Origin of the sequence: Acinetobacter sp. 148 (assembly GCF_031196675.1) — a bacterium.
Classification (GTDB): domain Bacteria; phylum Pseudomonadota; class Gammaproteobacteria; order Pseudomonadales; family Moraxellaceae; genus Acinetobacter; species Acinetobacter baumannii.
Genome location: NZ_JAVIMT010000021.1, coordinates 114,454 through 132,569 on the forward strand (window position 1 = coordinate 114,454; position 18,116 = coordinate 132,569).

Below are 18,116 nucleotides of genomic sequence, written 5' to 3' on the forward strand. Positions count from 1 at the left end.
GGTCGCCTATGCACAATATCGGAACACGTGAATTTATTATCGCCCTCCTCTTCGGCGCTTTACATAGTTTATTCACGTTGTTTATTGTGCTTTCCAGCATTTGGGTATGCTTAGCCCTATGGGTCCAACAACCTTTTGGCTGGTTAGGCAGCCGTATTATTATTGGCATATGGATTGCCTTTGCTTTAAGTATGGCGGGTTTATATTTTAATGGGCATATTATTAGCCGTCGTACAGACGTTTTAATCTACCTATTAGCTTTTGCCTGCTCTTTAGTTTGGTACTTTTCGATTACTGCACGTCAAGACCGTGACTGGAACCCTGAAGTTGCCAATATGCTAAGTTACGAAAAACACGGCGATGTTATTACTTTGCATAATGTCCGTAACTTCAACTGGCATCCTGATGGAACCTATGATGTCCGCTGGGAAACCCGTACTTTTGACCTGAACCAGTTAAATGGCATAAATATCATTACCTCTTACTGGATGGGGCCACAAATTGCCCATACGCTAGTAAGTTTCGAATTTAAAAATCAACAACCTTTAGTTTTTTCGATCGAAATTCGAAAAGAAAAGACTGAAGAGTTTTCAGCAATTGGCGGCTTCTTTAGAAAATATGAACTGAGCTTAATTGCATCTGATGAAAAAGATATTGTCTACACGCGTAGCAACATCCGTAAAGAGCAAGTTTATAATTTCCCGGTCAATATGCCTCGCTCTGAGCAAAAAGCGCTCTTTTTAGAATATCTTAAAAAAGCAGATGAACTACGTGCAGAACCAAAGTGGTACAATACGCTCACAAGTAATTGTACAACTTTAATTTTTGATATGGTTCAAGCCATTAACCCATATCAGCTTCCTAAAGATTATCGGTTAATTGCCTCTGGTTACTTGCCTAATTATTTATATGATCTTAAAGCACTCGATCAAAATATTAGCTTGAAACAGTGGTACCAAATTGCACACATTAACCCACGTACTGAACATTTCGAACAATTTGCAGACCAAAGCAGTGAGCATTTCTCTCAAATTGTTCGACAGGGTTTACCTAAAGTAAAATGAAATAAGTAATGCACTTTTCTTTACTTTTTTATACACGCTTTACTTTGTAATCTAACTAGATAAACCCTATTGTAATAGGCAGGAAATAGAGGAAAAAACAATGCAACAGGCATTATTTGGCGGCGGCTGTTTTTGGTGCGTCGAAGCCGTATTTTTACAAATACGTGGTGTAGAAAAAGTAACAAGTGGTTATGCTGGTGGGCATACAACTCACCCAACTTATGAGCAAGTATGTCAAGGTGACACTCAGCATGCTGAAGTGGTTCTTATCGACTTTGATGAACAACAAGTTACATATTCTCAGTTACTTGATGTGTTCTTTGCAACGCATGATCCAACGACTTTAAACCGCCAAGGTAATGATATTGGTACTCAATACCGCTCTGTTATTTACTATTTTAATGAAGAGCAAAAGCAGGCAGCAGAACACACCATTCAGACATTAAAAGATGACGATCTTGATATTGTGACTGAATTATCCTCTGCTCCTACATTCTATCCGGCAGAAGACTATCATCAAAATTACTATGAAAAGAACCCTTCACAAGGTTACTGCAACTTTGCAATTCCACCTAAACTGTTAAAGTTACATAGTAAATTCCAACATCTCATGAAAAATTAATAAATGAGAAAATAAAAAAGCAACCGAATTGGTTGCTTTTTTATTACGTGAAACTGGATTTTAGTTTTCACTTACAAAGGCAATATCGCTCAGTCCGGCTTCACTGGCGCGAGACATTACCTGAGCAACAGTATCGTACTTCGACTCTTTATCAGCGCGAAGTTGAACTGTCGGTTTAACTGCACCTTGACCTGCTTCTTGGAAACGTTTTTGAAGCTCATCAAGGCTAATTACTTGAGTATCCCAAGCCACTTCACCATTTGCATTGATACTAATCGTAATTGCTTTTGGTGGTGGATCAATAATTTCAGCAGTTGTTTTAGGAAGCGTTAATGGAATCGATGGGTTGGCAACTGTTGCTGTGACCAAAAAGATGATCATTAACACCAACATAATGTCGATTAGCGGAATGAGATTCATCTCATTCATGCCACTATCGTGGTCTTCACCCAATTGAAAAGCCATTAAGCTTGACCTCCAACATAACTTTGCTGTGCAGTTTTAACATCAGACTTTACAGTTGAGTCTTGCTGCAACATGGTGTCGATTAACAAACTGTGTGCTTGATCTTGTAAATCATGAGCAAGGCCACGATTCGCACGTACACAGATGTTATAAGCCAATACCGCTGGAATCGCAACTGCTAGACCAAGACCAGTCATAATAAGTGCTTCACCTACCGGTGTAGCCACTTGAGCTAAACCTGCCTGTCCGCTCTTACCAACAGCAACTAACGCGTGGAAAATACCCCATACTGTACCAAACAAACCAACGAATGGTGCAATTGAAGCAATTGTTCCTAAAACTGAAATACCTTTATCAGCATTGGCTTTCTCAGCAGAAATCTGACGCAATAATGCTTGCTCTGCAACTGCTTTACGTTGTTCAAAACTCAAAGGTTGTAACTTTGCTTTGAGCGAAGTAATAGCCTGAGAGAGTTGAGCATAAGCTTGTTGTTTTAGTTGGCGAGTCCCCATCAAACGTAAGATGAAAACTGTCCAGGTAGCAATCGACATTGCCAATAAGATGAAATACAGGGTTTTACTCACTGCATCTGCATGTTGCCAATAGATTGAAAAGTTCATATTCGAACTCCTGATTAAGGTTAGCCGTTGGGACTCAAATTCATTTAAGGGGTTAAGTCAAACGGTTGCTCTGCTTTAATTGGATAAGCAACACCGTTTTCCATATAAGGTTTAAATTTTGCACTACGTACAGCACGGACTACCTTGTCATCTAGACTTGGAATACCGCTGCTACGGGTTACGCGCACGTTAGTAATCTTGCCTTTCTCATCGGCTTCAATAAGTACAACAACCGAGCGTGCTTCGCCCTGTAAATCTTTTGGTGAAACAGTCAAACGTGGTGAGCGGCTCCACTGTACACCCGAACCACCAATTGAAACGCGTTTTGGCGATGGATCTGGAGCAGGTTGAGCTTTAGGTGCTTCTTGAACCACTGGCTTTGGCTTTTCAACGACTTTTTCAGTCACAGTAGTCGTTGGCGTTACTATTTTCGGTTCAACTTTAGGTTCTGTTTTTACTGTTTCTTTAGGTGTTTCAGCCTTTTTGACCTGCTGAATTTTTTCCACTTTCTTAGGTGGAGTTACAGGTTTCTCGACAACTTTAACCTCTTTCACTTCTTTTTTAGGTTCCGGCTTTTTAGGCGGTTCTTTTGGTTTTGGTGGTAAAGGTTTTGGTTGCTCTTGAATTTTTACAAAACGGACTTGTAAAGGTTTCTTTTCAATTGGCTTTAGTTCAGCAGGCTTAATGTGGCTGACTGCCCATAAGACCCCGATATGACCAATTGCAACCGCAATTAGTGCCGTGATGACTTTCTTTTTCATCGGATTGGGAGAGTTTAAGGCTGCGGAAGATTGACTCATAAGAATCTAATTACCTAATGGATGATGATTTCGGTTTTCAATTTATAGAAACGATTTCAAACATCGGATAGAACAATAAAGTGCCACAATAATAAATGAGAAGTGTTTTCATTTGCAACTACTTTTTTATGAAAACATTCCTCATTATCGCGAGGTCTAACTTGATAAAGTGATATCACCTTAGTTTTCTCATGCTTAGACAACGCACTAAAATTTGTAAGTTCCCTATTTTCACTTATCAGATCGCGCTCAGCTTAAAGAATAATTAAGTAGCTAGATATTAAAAGTAATCTATAGAGCAACAGACTCTAGTTATGTTATAACATTTTAAATTTATTTTAGCCATAAAAAAGCACGCTCAAAAGCATGCTTTTAAAGGAATATAAGTTGTTAGAAAACAACAGTCTTATTGCCATCTACAATAATTCGGTCTTCTAAATGCCATTTAACAGCACGAGCTAATACATTACGTTCAACATCTTCGCCAAGCTCACGCAACTGCTCAACATTATAATCATGGCTCACACGTTCAACGTCTTGCTCAATAATTGGGCCTTGGTCTAGGTCAGCAGTCACATAGTGAGCTGTTGCACCAATCAACTTTACACCTTTTTCATATGCTTGCTTGTATGGGTTTGCGCCCACAAAAGCAGGTAAGAATGAGTGGTGAATATTGATAATTTTCATTTCCCATTTAGAAACGAAATCTTCGCTTAAAATCTGCATGTAACGCGCAAGAACTAACAAGTCATTGCCTTGCATCATTTCATGAATTTGAGCATAAGCTTCTGCTTTATTGTCTTTGGTTACTTTAATGACTGTAAATGGAATACCAAAGTTTTCAACCGCTTCACGTAAATCTTCGTGGTTAGAAATTACGTGGGTAATTTCACACGGTAAAGAACCACGTGCATGACGCCACAATAGCTCAAGCAAAGCATGGTCAACTTTAGAAACTAAAATACCAACCTTTTTAATATCATTAACAAAAGCAAGACGCCATTGCATGCCATAACGTTCCGCTACATTTGCTGCGAAAGTCTGAATTAAAGCATCTTTACGAGACTGTAAATGATCAAGTTCAAATTCAACACGCATGAAATAACGTCCGCCTTGAGCTTCCGTCGCATACTGATCAAGCGCGGTAATGTTTGCACCCTGATGGTACAAAAAGCTCGATACAGCCTGTACGATCCCAGGCTTGTCTTCACAAGTAATCAGTAAACGGGCTGTATTGGCAGTGGTCATATTCATTTGGTTAATATCACTTAATTGAGACAAAATTTTGATAAGCCGAGTATTCTAGCGCTCTAAATAAACAAGCACAACTATTCATCTTTTAGGGACGATAAGCTGGCAAAAAGATCCGAAGGTCCAAGCGACTCCAATAATTGCTCATAAGTCGCGCGGCTTTCCCCCATTAAATAAGGGCCTTCTAAAAAAACCATTTGCCGTAAAGCTTGCCAAACCCATTTTTCTTCAAGGTGGTTATTGTCACTAATGTGTCCGGACATATATAGAAAGTTGGTCCAGTTGGTTAAGACAATCCAGAGGTTAATAATGAGCGCTTCAATTTCCGATGGCGTCATTTTCATAAGCCCAGCATCAACAAAGGCCTGATAAATTCTTTGCCCTTGCTGCATGACCTGCCCTGCAAACCGAGGATAGATCTTTTTAAAGTCTTCGTTACTTTCAACTAAATGATAAACATCACGGTGAATAAAACGATAGTTCCATAGCTGACCACTGAGCACCTGAAAATAATTAATTTTATCATTGGTCGTTAATGGTCTGTCCTCAGGTAAAGAGAGCATTTCTAAAGTCTCGACCTGATATTGGTGCATTAATTCCTTAATAATTTCATGCTTGTTTCGAAAGTGATAATACAAGTTTCCAGGACTAATCCCCAACTCTGCAGCAATATGATTGGTAGTGACAGACCGTTCGCCACGCTCATTAAAAAGCTGCAAACTGATTTGTAAAATCCGGTCTTTTGTCTTCAGAGCTTTAGGTAGAGACATTTTAATAACCTTCGTTAATTCATATGGTTAAGACTTGCACACAGAAACCAACTTGACTATTTAGAGTATTTACTCTAAAAAATAAGTATATCAGTATATTTGGTAAGTACCGATGAACAGTCAAACAAAAACAAATCCAGAGACTCAGGTTCCTTATGATGTTAAGCATTTACATGATTTGCTTGAGCAGCAAAAGATTGCCTACTTACGTCATCCGGTACCCACTGCTAAAGAGCGTATTGATCGTTTAGCTCGTCTTAAAAGAGTCTTGGTAAAATATCAAGATCAGATTGCCGAAGCAATTAACCTTGATTATGGCAATCGTGCCATTATGGAAACCAAAATTGGTGAGTTACTTACCTGTCTTGAACAAATCAAGTATTACAGTAAGAACCTGACCGGATGGATGAAACCATCAAAACGCCATATCAGTGTATTACATCAGCCAGCAAAAGGTTGGGTACAATATCAACCAATGGGTGTTATTGGCATTATTACACCTTGGAACTATCCATTACTACTTTCCGTTGGCCCACTCATCTGTGCTTTGGCGGCTGGTAACCATGCCATGATCAAAATTTCGAGTGCTTCTCCAAATTTTGGACAGGTTCTTGAAAATGCTCTTTCTGAAGCTTTTCCACAAGAATTGGTTGCTGTGGTTAATGGCGGTGGTGTGATCTCTGATGCGTTTAGTCACCTGCCTTTTGACAAAATGATTTTCACAGGCTCGACTTCTGTTGGTAAAACCGTCATGGCAGCCGCAGCTCAAAACCTTGTGCCAGTTATTCTTGAGTTGGGTGGTAAATCTCCTGCGCTTGTACATGCTTCCGTAGACATGAAAGATGTCGCACAGCGTATTGCTGTGGGTAAATTATGGAATGCAGGCCAAACTTGCGTTGCGCCAGACCATATTTTCTTGCCGCGTGGTAAAACTGCCGAGTTCATTGAAAACTTTAAATTGATTGTGGCTGGAATGTATCCTCATTTCCGTAACAATCAAGACTACACATCTATTATTAATGATAAGCAGTACAACCGTATTCAGGGCTATCTAGAAAATGCCCGTGATCAGGGTGCTCGTATTATTGAAATTAATCCTCAAAATGAAATTTTAGATGATGTCCGCAAAATTGCACCGACTCTGGTTACTGGTGTAACGACTGCAATGGATATTATGCAAAATGAAATTTTTGGTCCTGTTCTACCAATTTTAGAATATGACCAAATAGAAGAAGTCATCGAATTTATTAATAGTCGACCACGTCCTTTGGCGATGTATTATTTTGACTATGATCAAGCACGCGCCGATTATATCTCTCAGCATACTCATTCAGGGCATTTCGGAATTAACATGGTGATTACCCATGTAGCACAAGATGATTTACCTTTTGGCGGTATTGGTGCATCAGGTATGGGTAAATATCACGGACCGGAGGGCTTTTTTGGGCTTTCACATGAACGTTCGGTCATGTCAAATCCAAAACTTTATAGCTTGAAATATATTCTTCCGCCGTTCAATAAACCGATTCATCGCTTCATTTCGAAAACCTTGTTGCGTTAACTGATCAAGGCATGATCTGTTATACTAGATCATGCCTCGTTTTTACCAATTTCGCTTGTCTTTTAATCGTATTTTTGGTATAAAACGCCCCTTGAATGAATTCATCCGTTTACATTTAGTATGACTGGCCACAGATTTGCTGTTGGCTAAATCAATGGAGTTACACCATGTCTAAGGTTTGCCAAGTTACCGGCAAGCGTCCAGTCGTTGGTAACAACGTCTCACACGCCAACAACAAAACCAAGCGCCGGTTCGAGCCGAACCTGCACCACCACCGTTTCTGGTTAGAAAGCGAAAAACGTTTTGTACGTCTTCGTTTAACCACTAAAGGTATGCGTATTATTGACAAATTGGGTATCGAAAAGGTTGTTGCAGACCTTCGTGCTCAAGGTCAAAAGATCTAAGGAGTCTGAGCAATGCGTGATAAGATTCGCCTCGTTTCTTCAGCTGGTACAGGTTACTTCTATACCACGACTAAAAACAAACGTACTATGCCGGAAAAAATGGAAATCAAAAAATTTGATCCAAAAATCCGTCAACACGTGATTTTCAAAGAAGCTAAAATCAAATAATTTTAGCCTCGAAAAAAACGACTTCTTTATGAAGTCGTTTTTTTTTGCATTTTTTTTATACCAGCCTTTTTGTTAAACTTTCCACATATTCCGCCTTGGCATTTTTTATGCTTGTCTTTAGCCTAACTCACGTAAAAGGAGTTTTTAGTGCCGCATGACGTAGATTTAATTATTTTACTTGCTGTTGGTTTCGGCGTTGCCCTGTTTTTTGGCTATATTGCCGCCCGACTACGACTTCCCCCTCTTATTGGCTATCTCATTGCCGGAATTATTATTAGTCCTAATACTCCTGGTGTTGAAGCAGATATTCATCTTGCAAACCAACTTGCTGAACTTGGTGTAATGTTCCTCATGTTTGGCGTTGGTATGCATTTTTCCTTAAATGATCTTTTACTTGTTCGCCGCATTGCCTTGCCAGGTGCAATCTTACAAATTGCTGTTGCAACTTTACTGGGTATTGGCGTTTCAATGTTATGGGGCTGGAGCTTTGGCTCCGCACTCGTTTTTGGCTTAAGCCTGTCATGTGCGAGTACAGTTGTATTATTAAAAGCTTTAGGAGACCGTGGTCTGCTAGATTCTGTAAACGGCAAAATTGCTGTGGGCTGGCTGTTAGTTGAAGATTTAGTCATGGTACTTGTTTTAGTACTTCTTCCAGCTACAGCTGTTTTACTTGGCGGAAAAGCTCCAGCAGGCACAGAAGGTAACATCTGGCTAACTCTTGGAATCACCCTATTAAAGGTTATTGGCTTTATCGCCTTTATGCTGATTGTCGGTAAGCGCGTTGTGCCTATTATTATGCAGTTTGTTGCTCGCTTAGGTTCAAGAGAGCTATTTACGCTTACTGTAGTCGCTGCTGCTGTATCGATTGCCTATGGTTCTTATGCCATCTTTGGAGTTTCAATGGCATTAGGGGCATTCTTTGCCGGAATGGTTGTTAAAGAATCAGATTTTAGCCATCGCGCAGAAGAAGAAACGCTACCACTACGTGAAATTTTCTCGATTTTATTTTTCGTTTCAGTAGGGATGTTGTTTGATCCACATATTCTTATTGAACGTCCACTACATATCTTGGCTGTTATCGCAATTATTATGGTGGGTAAAACACTTGCTGCAATGGCCTTGGTTTTATTCTTCCGCTATCCAATCAATACTGCTTTAACAGTCGGGGCCAGCCTTGCTCAAATTGGTGAGTTTTCATTTATTTTGGCTACCCTTGGTGTCTCTTTAGGTCTATTAACTCTAGAAGCTCAAAACCTAATTTTAGCAGGCGCATTATTCTCAATTACACTGAACTCTTTCATCTTCTCGGCAATTGAGCCGGTACAACGTTGGATTCGTGAACGCTCTCATTTAGCACGACTTCTTGAACGTAGTGGCGACCCATTAGCCATGCTGCCCGATGAAGTCGATCAATCTTATCTACGCGATCAAGTGGTGATTGTAGGGTATGGTGGCGTTGGACGACGTATTACTGAAAATTTAATTAATCAAAATATTAAAGTCGTAATTGCAGAAGAGAATCGTGAAATCGTAGAAAAACTACGTCAGGCAAATATTGCAGCTGTAAGTGGTGTAGCAACCGAACCTGGCGTTTTAATTCAAGCACATATCATGCACGCACGACTCTTGGTAATTTCACCTATGGATATTTTAGATATTCATCGGATTGTAGATATTGCGAAGCAATTGAACCCTCAAATTCAGGTTTTAATTTGTGCAGAAAGTAAAGAAGAAGCCGCAGTGATTAGAGACGAACACATTGGTGAAGTATTCTATGCGAAAGAAGAAATGGCTAAGAATATGAGCCATCATATTTTAAATCAAATCGAACTTGCGCATCAGTCCACACATCATTAATGCATACAAAAAAGCGTACTCAAGAGTACGCTTTTTTTAACTTAAGAATTTAGGCTGCTCATCCACAACTTCAGCCTGCCATTCATTGACCTGCTTTTCTAACAGCCCAAACAAAGCAGCTTGAATCATATGTTGTGCAACTATAGGCGTCTGTTCACCTAATATTGCCTTTAGTTCATCACTAAACTGAATTTTAACCAAGGGCTCTTTTTCAGAACCAGCATTACGCAAGGCGAGCTCACCACCTTCTAGTTGGACCAATTCCAACACTGCTTCTTGATTTCCAAATAACTCTTTCAATTGCTGTATAGACATATACTTCCTCCATGTTTCAACATGGTGGCAAAGCACCCTTGCACTTTGCATCTCTCGTCTTATTTATATAGGCGCACTGGGATTAAATTTCAAGCGCTCAGATAGTTTAATTTTAGAACTCGACCATTTCGTTACGAAAACCATCAATTAAATGACTTAACTCTCTATGCCATTCACGCAAAATTTTCACATCAGGTAACCATGATTGTGGTCCCTGAGTCACTTTAATGATCAAATTAGAAGAAGTTTCTTCTTCCGGTGTCGGTTCAGTTGGTTCCGGTGCATATTGGCACATACGGTAAGCACGTTTTAATTCTGCAACGAAGCCATCTTTTGCCAATTGCTGCAAAACAGAAACTTCCGGAGAAACTTGTCCTTTTGCCGCCATATGCTCTTCAATAGATTTTAATGTCGGTTGCAAGTCATTTAAACGGTAATAACGTACCAATTCTTGCAAAAATGCCAACATCGCACCATGTAAATGAAATACAGCTGCTTCACGATACGCTTGTACCTGCTGTACATGATCAGTTTGCTCTGCTTGTTGACACGCTAGGCGTGCAAAATAGAGTTTTTGATTGGTACGATCGGCATGATAACGAGCAACACGTGACATAACTAAACTTTCCTGTTCTAAAATTGCCATCTATATGGCTATTCTTAGCTTAACGACTCCATTGATAAAATCAACGTTATTTATGGTAAATCCAGAGAGACTTGATAAATTTTACGTTTAGCCGGAACTTTCAACTGCCGCCTCATAGGACGCACATTACTTAGAACCCAAGCAAAATATCCTTCACTCCAACCGGTGGCACAGGCAGGTTCAATCTCATCGTTTTGCCAAACGTGAATAGAATCAACATCGACCAAAGCGACGGCAACTCCCCCTTCTTCATCACCATCATTCTTTAAAAAATTTTGGTTCTCAACAATGAATAGATCTTTAAGAGGCAGCTGTGCAGGGACCCAGGAACGAACTTCAAGTGTTTTTATTCCCTGAGCTATACGGGTTCCACTTGGAGCAACCACAGAAAGAGCTAAAAATTGTTGCATAAAAGCCTTACTCTTCAGCTGCCTTAACCCGAATACCGTAACCTTTTACTTTAAGTGTATTTAGACCTTTGATTGCTTTAATGGCTTCACGCGGATTCGGCATTTCGACAAAACCAAAGCCCTTTGATTTACCCGTATCTTTATCGGTTACAACGACACAAGACTCAACTTTACCATAAGCTTTAAACAGCTCTAAAACTTCAGCTTCAGTCACTGAACGATCTAAATTACGAACTAATATTTTCATTTTCCAACCTTCATTGACCATCAAAAGAAAGGCCAATATACATTTGAGTATTCACAGTGTCTTATACAGTAATTTAGTCAAGATCGATACCAAAACCTAAGTTTACTGTTCGTGAAGTATTCCATTGCTTTTTGGCAAATGGCTGTGGCACCTGACGATGAATTTTGGCCTGAACCAAATGGGCAGGTAAATCATTTAGAAAATAGCTTTCGATTTTGCGGCCTTGTTCGTCATACGTGTCTTGTGACCATGTATTGAGATTTTGCTTCGTCAAAATCAATTCATTTTCCGCACGTGTTAATGCAACATACAATACTCTGCGCTCTTCTTCGACTTCATCAAAATCGCCCTGTGCACGCGCATAGGGATATTGGTTTGGTGAGACATGTGGCACATAACACACTTTCTGTTCTGCACCTTTAGCGGAGTGAATTGTAATTAAGGTCACTAAATCATCATCACCCGCTTTTTCAATTTCAGAAATTGAAATTGGTTCAAGCACATATTCTTCAAGAAACTCACCAAGAGATGCATGTTTACGCGCAAGTTGTTTGACTAAATCAAAATCCCTAGCACGACGTGACCAGTCTTTAGTTTTATAGTTTTGCTCTAACTGTTCACTTAATGCATCAAGTGCTAGACCAATGCTTGCCTCAACATGCTGCTGTAACACATCAAGCTGTTTCAAAATCAAAATAGCCTGTAAAGGAACTTTTCCATGACGCTCCAAACGATGACAACGCTCTTCGACCTCACTAATGCTCATTAACTCTTGCGCTAACTTGCTGGCACCCACATCTCCAATACCATCCCATAAGGTTAAAAAGCGCATCCAAGCCAAGTCATCCTGTGGGTTACTCACAATACGCAATAAACTGAGCACATCCTTTACATGCGCTGATTCAAGTAACTTTACGCCACCAATAAAACGATACGGAATTTCAGCGGCAATAAATGCTCCTTCCAAATAGCGTGCGCTATAGCCTGAGCGAACTAACACCATATGGTCGTACCAATTTGCACCCTGTTGGTGTCGCTCTATTAAGTCTTGTGCAATCCAGTTGGCTTCTTCAAATTCATTACCAAACAAATGGAGTTGTGGCTTTTGTCCTTTGCCACGATGTGCCTGTAACTGTTTTTGGTAATCGATTGGACTGTGAGCGAGTAACCAATTTGATAAATCTAATATTTCTTGAGTCGAGCGATAATTCAGATCCAAGGTATGAATCACTGCATCTGGAATACGTTCTTTAAAAGAATGAATGTTTTCAAAATCGGCCCCACGGAAACCGTAAATCGATTGGGCGTCATCTCCCACACAAAATAATTTCACCTTACCAATCAGTGGCTGCAAAAGTGCCCACTGTAAAGGGTTGGTATCTTGCATCTCATCAACCAACAAAGCTTGGCAGAAACCAGCAACCCAGTTCGTCAATACTTCTGAGTTTTGTAAATGAACAGCGACGATCGACAAAATGTCATCATAGTCTAAAAAATTACGCTCTCTTTTACGCTGTTCATAGGTTTTCATTAACTCAGCAATTTGTGATTTATATTCATATGCTTCAGGTAATTGCTTGAGTAACGCTTCAGAAAGCTTAGATTGCGTATTTCGGGTATAAGAATATAAATCACACAGCTCTGCCGCTTTAGGCAAAACATTATCTTTGTCTTTGCCTCTCAATAAGCGAAACATGAGTAACTGATCATCACGATCAATAATACTAAATTGGGTTAAACCAAACGCTTGCGGATTACGACGCAATAAATACATGCAAAAGGTGTGAAAAGTGGATGCACGAAGACCTTTGGCTTGTGCCCCAACATGCTGTTCAACCCTTGCAACAATTTCACTCGCAGCTCGGCGGGTGAACGTTAAAATCTGAATTTGATTTGCAGGCAAACCTTGATCAATTAAATAAGCTGCGCGAGCAACAATAGTTTTTGTCTTGCCGCAACCCGCTCCAGCCAAAACCAGACAGTTTTGAGCCGTAGTCGTCGCTGCTTTTTTTTGCTGAGCATTTAATTCATTAATTAACTTTGCAAGACTCATAACACATATCGCTAAAACACCAAGGCTTAGTTTAACAGACCCATGCCATGAGATGGACCTTCGCTCACTAAAAACAAAAAAGAGCACCCTAAGTGCTCTTTTGTTCGTTATTTATATTAAGAAACCGTTTTTGAACTAGAAGGTAAATGCTTAATCGCAGAAGCGAGCCCTAAAAAGTTAATGCCCTGAAATAAAATATCTACTGCTAAAAACATTCCCAACACCCAAAACGGAGAATCTTTAGAAACTAAAATTAAAATACCTGTAGCGAGGGTTAATAATCCTGAAAATAAGGTCCAGCCCCACCCTGCAATTGGTCTTAGTAAAAATGCATTTATAGTGCGGATTACACCCGCAATAATCAGAGCAATTGATAATAAGCTTGTTAAAACCACAGCCGTAGTAACAGGCGTAGAAAATGCATAATAGCCTGCCATTAAATACAGCACTCCAAAAAGTGCCCACAGCCATCGGCTACTGCCTTTAAATACACTTAAGGCAGCAATTAAATGCAATACACCGCCCACCATCATTAAAATACCAAACAGAAACACAACCGAAAATGTAGCAAATGGCAGTGAGCTAAATAACACCAAACCGAAAATAATGAGCACAAAGCCTAATATTAGATACCATTTACGATCAGCATGTAGCTGATTACGAACCAAATCATTACCTACAGTTTTCATGACGGCGACTCTTATTATCAGGTATTAGGAAGTTTATATAATGTCATTATAGTGATGCACTTCACATTTATTGTCTGTATAAGATGTGCATCGTTTATTAACAATTGATGTGGATAAAATAGTATTTATCCACAATTTTATTTCAGCCACCCCACTTCTTGAGCTGTTGGTAAACCTATGACGGTTTCTTGTAAATCACTTGGCATTTTGCTGATCTGCTCAGATAATGGTGTTCGACCACCCATGATTTCTGCTCGCTTTTGTGGATAAAGAGGTACTTTTTCAGGTTGTGCATATCCTAATGGATATATGGGCTGACCTGTTTTTAAATCATATTTATCTTTTGCCCCAAAGCCATGCAATAGCTCATGAACGATTACAACCTGATTTTGTGATGCTTGCCCACGTGTAGCAAACAAATTAACACTACCAATACGGCCCTTTTCTAAAGCAGTCGAATGCACCAAAACTTTTTGATAATTGGGATCGTAATAATTTAAATAAAGTTTGAGCGATGCTCCATTATCTTCAGGCTGTTGTTGTCGCCATGCATAAAAACGAAACTTTAAACTCCACCAAACCACATGAAAAATACCGGCATTTTGTGGCACCTCAGGCGGACGCTGTTGTAACTGTTGCCCCAAGCGTATTTCAAAGTTTGCTGATTGGCCCCGATAATGTTGCGACCATTCACTTAAATAGCTTTTAAGCGCCTGGAAATCAGTGTTTTGTAACTGATGAATATAAGTTTGTGTGGTTTGTAAGCCATCTGCATTTATTGGGTGTAATATCACCACAATAGGCTGATTCCAGTCTTGGTTTTGGTCACGCCACGCTTGAACTGCAACGATTAATAAAACAATTAATAGACATAAAATCCGAATGTTTTTCCACATTCTTTTTCCCCATAAAAATTAAAATTTTCTTTTATTGTTGTAGATGTAAAAAATGCTAGCTGAGCTAGCATTTTTTATCTGTCTTATTTAGCCTTCAATCCATTTACCGTCTTGATAAATTAGGCTCCATTTGGTTTGTTTACCTTCTGGTGTTTCAGAACCCACATATTGTGATTGGTTCTTACGACTAAACTTCACAATGGTTGGGTTACCTTCAGGGTCTACATCTGGAGCTTGTAAAATAAACTGGTATTTTGGATCAAGTTGATCAGCTACGCTACGAAGCTCAGCAACTTTTGGTGCACGTGTTTCACGAATTTTCGGGAACTTACTTGCAGCCAAGAACAGACCAGCCGCGCCATCACGTAACACAAAATAATCATCATGCTTGGTTGAACGCAAATGTTCCATCTTGATTGGTTCTACACGTGGTGGTGCAGGTTGACCATTTTTCAAGACTTTACGAGTATTGTCACAGCTTGTACAAGCGAAATACGGACCAAAACGGCCAGTTTTAAGCTGCATTTCACCATCACATTTATCACATGGAATGGTTGGGCCATCATAACCTTTGATCTTGAACTCACCTTCTTCAAGCTCATAGCCATCGCAATCCGGGTTGTTACCACAAACATGTAACTTACGGCCACCATCAATGACGTAGCTGTCCATTGCTGTACTACATTTCGGACAACGATGTTTTGACATCAAGTCTGCTGTTTCAGCACTATCGTCATCAGATAACGCTGCTAAAGACTCAACTGGCGTTAAGTTCAAGGTCCCTTTACAGCGTTCTTTAGGCGGCAAGTTATAACCAGAACACCCTAAGAATACACCTGTTGTTCCCGTACGAATCTGCATTGGACGTGAACATTCAGGGCAATGTACTGCTGGTACTTCAACTGGCTGGTTACGACGCATTCCCTGCTCACCTTGAGCATTGGTCAGACGCTTTTTAAAATCACCATAGAATGTGTCTAGCAATTCTTTCCAGTTACGCTCACCTGTTGCAACTTTATCGAGCTGACCTTCAAGGTCTGCTGTAAATGCATAGTTCATTAGGTTATTAAAACTTTCATCAAGACGATCCGTTACGATCTCACCCATTTTCTCGGCAAAGAGACGGCGATTTTCTAACTTAACGTAACCACGTTCTTGAATCGTAGAAATAATGGCAGCATAAGTCGACGGACGACCAATACCACGTTTTTCAAGTTCTTTTACTAAAGATGCTTCAGTAAAACGAGCTGGTGGTTTGGTAAAATGCTGACTTGGATCTAGCTTTTCTAGCTTTAAAACTTCACCCACTTTAATTGCAGGTAAAATGATATCGTCATCAGATTTGTTGGCACCACGAACTTTAGTAAAGCCATCAAATACAAGCGTACGGCCTTTTGCCTTTAACTCAACATTGCCAGCTTCAACTGTTAAAGTTGAAGATAAATATTCTGCCGGAGTCATTTGGCAAGCTACGAACTGACGCCAAATTAAATCATACAAACGCTGAGCATCACGCTCTACACCAGCAAGTTGATCACCAGTTAGCGCAACATTTGATGGACGAATAGCTTCGTGGGCTTCTTGAGCACCTGCTTTATTACCATAGCGATTTGGCTTAGCTGGTAAATATTTTTCGCCATATTGGCTTTCAATATGCGCACGTACCATACTTACAGCATCATCACTCAAAAACGTTGAGTCAGTACGCATATAAGTAATGAAACCAGCTTCATACAAGCGCTGCGCCAACATCATGGTTTTCTTTACAGAGAAACCTAAACGTGTACTTGCAGCCTGTTGCAAAGTCGAAGTGATGTATGGGGCGCTTGGATTCACCTTAGTTGGTTTATCTTCACGCTGGGCAACTTTATATTCAGCGCCTTTTAATACATCTAACAGGGCATCTGTTTCAGCTTTATTTTTTAATTTAAGCGTTTTACCCGCCTGTTTTACAGCCTCAAGACGAATGTCATCTTTTTTAGCTTTAGTGTCTGCAAAGACTTGCCAATATTCTTCTGGAATAAAAGCACGAATTTCACGTTCACGTTCAACAACAAGCTTTACCGCTACAGACTGTACACGACCTGCCGATAAACCACGGGCAATCTTTTCCCACAGTAATGGCGAAACCATGAAGCCTACTACACGGTCCAAGAAACGACGTGCTTGTTGTGCATTAACACGGTTTAAGTCGAGACGTGTTGGCTGTTTAAATGCTTCTTGAATGGCATTTTTAGTAATTTCGTTAAATACCACACGATGATAACGGCTATCGTCACCACCAATCACTTCGCGTAAGTGCCAAGCGATTGCTTCCCCTTCTCTATCCAAGTCCGTTGCGAGATAGATTGCATCTGCATCTTTAGCAAGTTTCTTGAGTTCAGCAACAACATTTTCTTTGCCAGGCAGAACTTCGTAATGCGCTTGCCATCCATGTTCCGGATCGACGCCCATACGATTGATTAAAGCCTGATTCGCTTTTTGTTCTTTTTCAGCCTCAGTGAGTTTGGTCCGGGCAGCCGGCTTTTTCTCTGTTGCTTTACTGCCGCCTGTTGGCAAGTCACGTACGTGACCTACAGAAGACTTAACAATGTACTGCGAACCTAAATATTTGTTGATGGTTTTCGCTTTGGCAGGCGACTCCACAATCACTAAGGCACGTTTATGTGCAGCAGAGGCAGAAGATGCTGTGCTTTGAGATGCAGAGCGCGAGGTATTCGCCATATAAAATGTTATTCCTATACCAATAAATTTAAAAATCAGGCTTCAGCCAAGGCCAACAGATAAGCCTTCATCTCATCTAATTGCGTAGCTTTCAGGTCCGATTCCTCATCCCAATAAAGGCCTACACAGTTTGCCTGCATATCAATAGCATAAATCCCTTTTAATGCAATGGGAGAATCATTAAATTTCTCATCGCCTTGCACAACTTTTAATTTTCCGTCTATAACGCGAGCACGCATGAGCGGTAAACGAGCATCGGGGATCAATACACTATAGTAAGCAACCATGCTGGCACGCTTTTCAGTTGCCATCGGGACATGTGTCCATTCAGGTGCAGCAATTACACGTGGATGTAGCCCCATTTTGCGGGCTTTGTCTCGCATAATTCCCAGCGCCTTTTCACGTGGACTCACTCTTAAACCAAAAATGGAGCCTAGCACGAAAAGAACAATGATAACGGTAACCCAAATTCCGATATTGTCCATAGCAAAACCTATTAATCTCTTTTATTAGAGTTGCATAAGCTGACCAGAAAACGCAAGTTACATCATAAA

Annotated in this window: 20 protein-coding genes; 6 read left to right on the forward strand and 14 right to left on the reverse strand. The window is 40.2% G+C overall.

Features of this window, described 5'->3' with window-relative positions:
- Nucleotides 1-8: 8 nt before the first annotated feature.
- Together RFX69_RS04510 and msrA are read left to right on the forward strand one after the other, a co-directional pair.
- The gene (locus RFX69_RS04510) at nt 9-1,064 is read left to right on the forward strand and encodes a DUF4105 domain-containing protein (protein ID WP_000551512.1); all 1,056 of its coding nucleotides are present in this window, start codon (nt 9-11) and stop codon (nt 1,062-1,064) included.
- Nucleotides 1,065-1,164: 100 nt separating this feature from the next.
- Nucleotides 1,165-1,686, forward strand: a complete 522-nt coding sequence (msrA, locus tag RFX69_RS04515; protein WP_168726887.1) for a peptide-methionine (S)-S-oxide reductase MsrA — start codon at nt 1,165-1,167, stop codon at nt 1,684-1,686.
- 60 nt (nt 1,687-1,746) lie between these two features.
- Here msrA and RFX69_RS04520 read toward each other — a convergent pair whose 3' ends face one another.
- From RFX69_RS04520 to RFX69_RS04540, 5 genes are all read right to left on the reverse strand, one after another.
- On the reverse strand, nt 1,747-2,151 hold the full coding sequence (locus RFX69_RS04520; protein WP_000885431.1) for a biopolymer transporter ExbD: 405 nt from the start codon (nt 2,149-2,151) through the stop codon (nt 1,747-1,749).
- On the reverse strand, nt 2,151-2,771 hold the full coding sequence (locus RFX69_RS04525) for a MotA/TolQ/ExbB proton channel family protein (protein ID WP_001011664.1): 621 nt from the start codon (nt 2,769-2,771) through the stop codon (nt 2,151-2,153). The genes RFX69_RS04520 and RFX69_RS04525 overlap by 1 nt, the downstream gene beginning before the upstream one ends.
- 44 nt (nt 2,772-2,815) lie before the next feature.
- Nucleotides 2,816-3,571, reverse strand: coding sequence for an energy transducer TonB (locus RFX69_RS04530; protein ID WP_000083586.1), 756 nt, complete (start codon nt 3,569-3,571; stop codon nt 2,816-2,818).
- Between the two features lie 390 nt (nt 3,572-3,961).
- Entirely contained in the window at nt 3,962-4,825 is an 864-nt protein-coding gene (gene purU / locus RFX69_RS04535) for a formyltetrahydrofolate deformylase (protein WP_001057506.1), read from the reverse strand.
- Between the two features lie 74 nt (nt 4,826-4,899).
- Nucleotides 4,900-5,592 carry a TetR/AcrR family transcriptional regulator gene (locus tag RFX69_RS04540; protein ID WP_000056618.1) on the reverse strand — a complete coding sequence of 231 codons (693 nt, stop codon included), beginning with the start codon at nt 5,590-5,592 and terminating at the stop codon, nt 4,900-4,902.
- Between the two features lie 112 nt (nt 5,593-5,704).
- On the opposite strand from RFX69_RS04540, the gene RFX69_RS04545 reads away from it, so the two are divergent.
- The 4 genes from RFX69_RS04545 (at nt 5,705) to RFX69_RS04560 (ending at nt 9,582) form a co-directional block, all read left to right on the forward strand.
- On the forward strand, nt 5,705-7,153 hold the full coding sequence (locus tag RFX69_RS04545) for a coniferyl aldehyde dehydrogenase (RefSeq protein WP_001088254.1): 1,449 nt from the start codon (nt 5,705-5,707) through the stop codon (nt 7,151-7,153).
- Between the two features lie 167 nt (nt 7,154-7,320).
- Nucleotides 7,321-7,557, forward strand: coding sequence for a 50S ribosomal protein L28 (rpmB, locus tag RFX69_RS04550; RefSeq protein ID WP_000048256.1), 237 nt, complete (start codon nt 7,321-7,323; stop codon nt 7,555-7,557).
- Nucleotides 7,558-7,569: 12 nt separating this feature from the next.
- On the forward strand, nt 7,570-7,725 hold the full coding sequence (rpmG, locus tag RFX69_RS04555) for a 50S ribosomal protein L33 (RefSeq protein ID WP_001205031.1): 156 nt from the start codon (nt 7,570-7,572) through the stop codon (nt 7,723-7,725).
- A gap of 147 nt (nt 7,726-7,872) precedes the next feature.
- Entirely contained in the window at nt 7,873-9,582 is a 1,710-nt protein-coding gene (locus RFX69_RS04560; protein ID WP_001119811.1) for a cation:proton antiporter, read from the forward strand.
- 36 nt (nt 9,583-9,618) lie between these two features.
- Here RFX69_RS04560 and RFX69_RS04565 read toward each other — a convergent pair whose 3' ends face one another.
- The 9 genes from RFX69_RS04565 to RFX69_RS04605 form a co-directional block, all read right to left on the reverse strand.
- Complete coding sequence (locus RFX69_RS04565; RefSeq protein ID WP_000027403.1) at nt 9,619-9,897, reverse strand: hypothetical protein; 279 nt, start codon at nt 9,895-9,897, stop codon at nt 9,619-9,621.
- 112 nt (nt 9,898-10,009) lie between these two features.
- On the reverse strand, nt 10,010-10,513 hold the full coding sequence (locus RFX69_RS04570) for a DUF6586 family protein (protein WP_002027464.1): 504 nt from the start codon (nt 10,511-10,513) through the stop codon (nt 10,010-10,012).
- Between the two features lie 80 nt (nt 10,514-10,593).
- Nucleotides 10,594-10,953, reverse strand: a complete 360-nt coding sequence (locus RFX69_RS04575) for an ASCH domain-containing protein (protein WP_289332611.1) — start codon at nt 10,951-10,953, stop codon at nt 10,594-10,596.
- 7 nt (nt 10,954-10,960) lie between these two features.
- The gene (locus tag RFX69_RS04580; protein ID WP_000699342.1) at nt 10,961-11,200 is read right to left on the reverse strand and encodes an RNA-binding protein; all 240 of its coding nucleotides are present in this window, start codon (nt 11,198-11,200) and stop codon (nt 10,961-10,963) included.
- Nucleotides 11,201-11,273: 73 nt separating this feature from the next.
- The gene (locus RFX69_RS04585; protein ID WP_289332612.1) at nt 11,274-13,253 is read right to left on the reverse strand and encodes an ATP-dependent helicase; all 1,980 of its coding nucleotides are present in this window, start codon (nt 13,251-13,253) and stop codon (nt 11,274-11,276) included.
- 116 nt (nt 13,254-13,369) lie between these two features.
- Entirely contained in the window at nt 13,370-13,942 is a 573-nt protein-coding gene (locus RFX69_RS04590; RefSeq protein ID WP_289332613.1) for an HdeD family acid-resistance protein, read from the reverse strand.
- 137 nt (nt 13,943-14,079) lie between these two features.
- Nucleotides 14,080-14,838 (reverse strand): hypothetical protein, encoded by a 759-nt coding sequence (locus RFX69_RS04595; RefSeq protein WP_289332614.1) that lies wholly within the window; start codon nt 14,836-14,838, stop codon nt 14,080-14,082.
- An 87-nt stretch (nt 14,839-14,925) separates the two neighbouring features.
- Entirely contained in the window at nt 14,926-17,562 is a 2,637-nt protein-coding gene (gene topA / locus RFX69_RS04600) for a type I DNA topoisomerase (protein ID WP_289332615.1), read from the reverse strand.
- Nucleotides 17,563-17,597: 35 nt separating this feature from the next.
- Complete coding sequence (locus tag RFX69_RS04605) at nt 17,598-18,047, reverse strand: hypothetical protein (RefSeq protein ID WP_000368721.1); 450 nt, start codon at nt 18,045-18,047, stop codon at nt 17,598-17,600.
- Nucleotides 18,048-18,116: the final 69 nt, after the last annotated feature.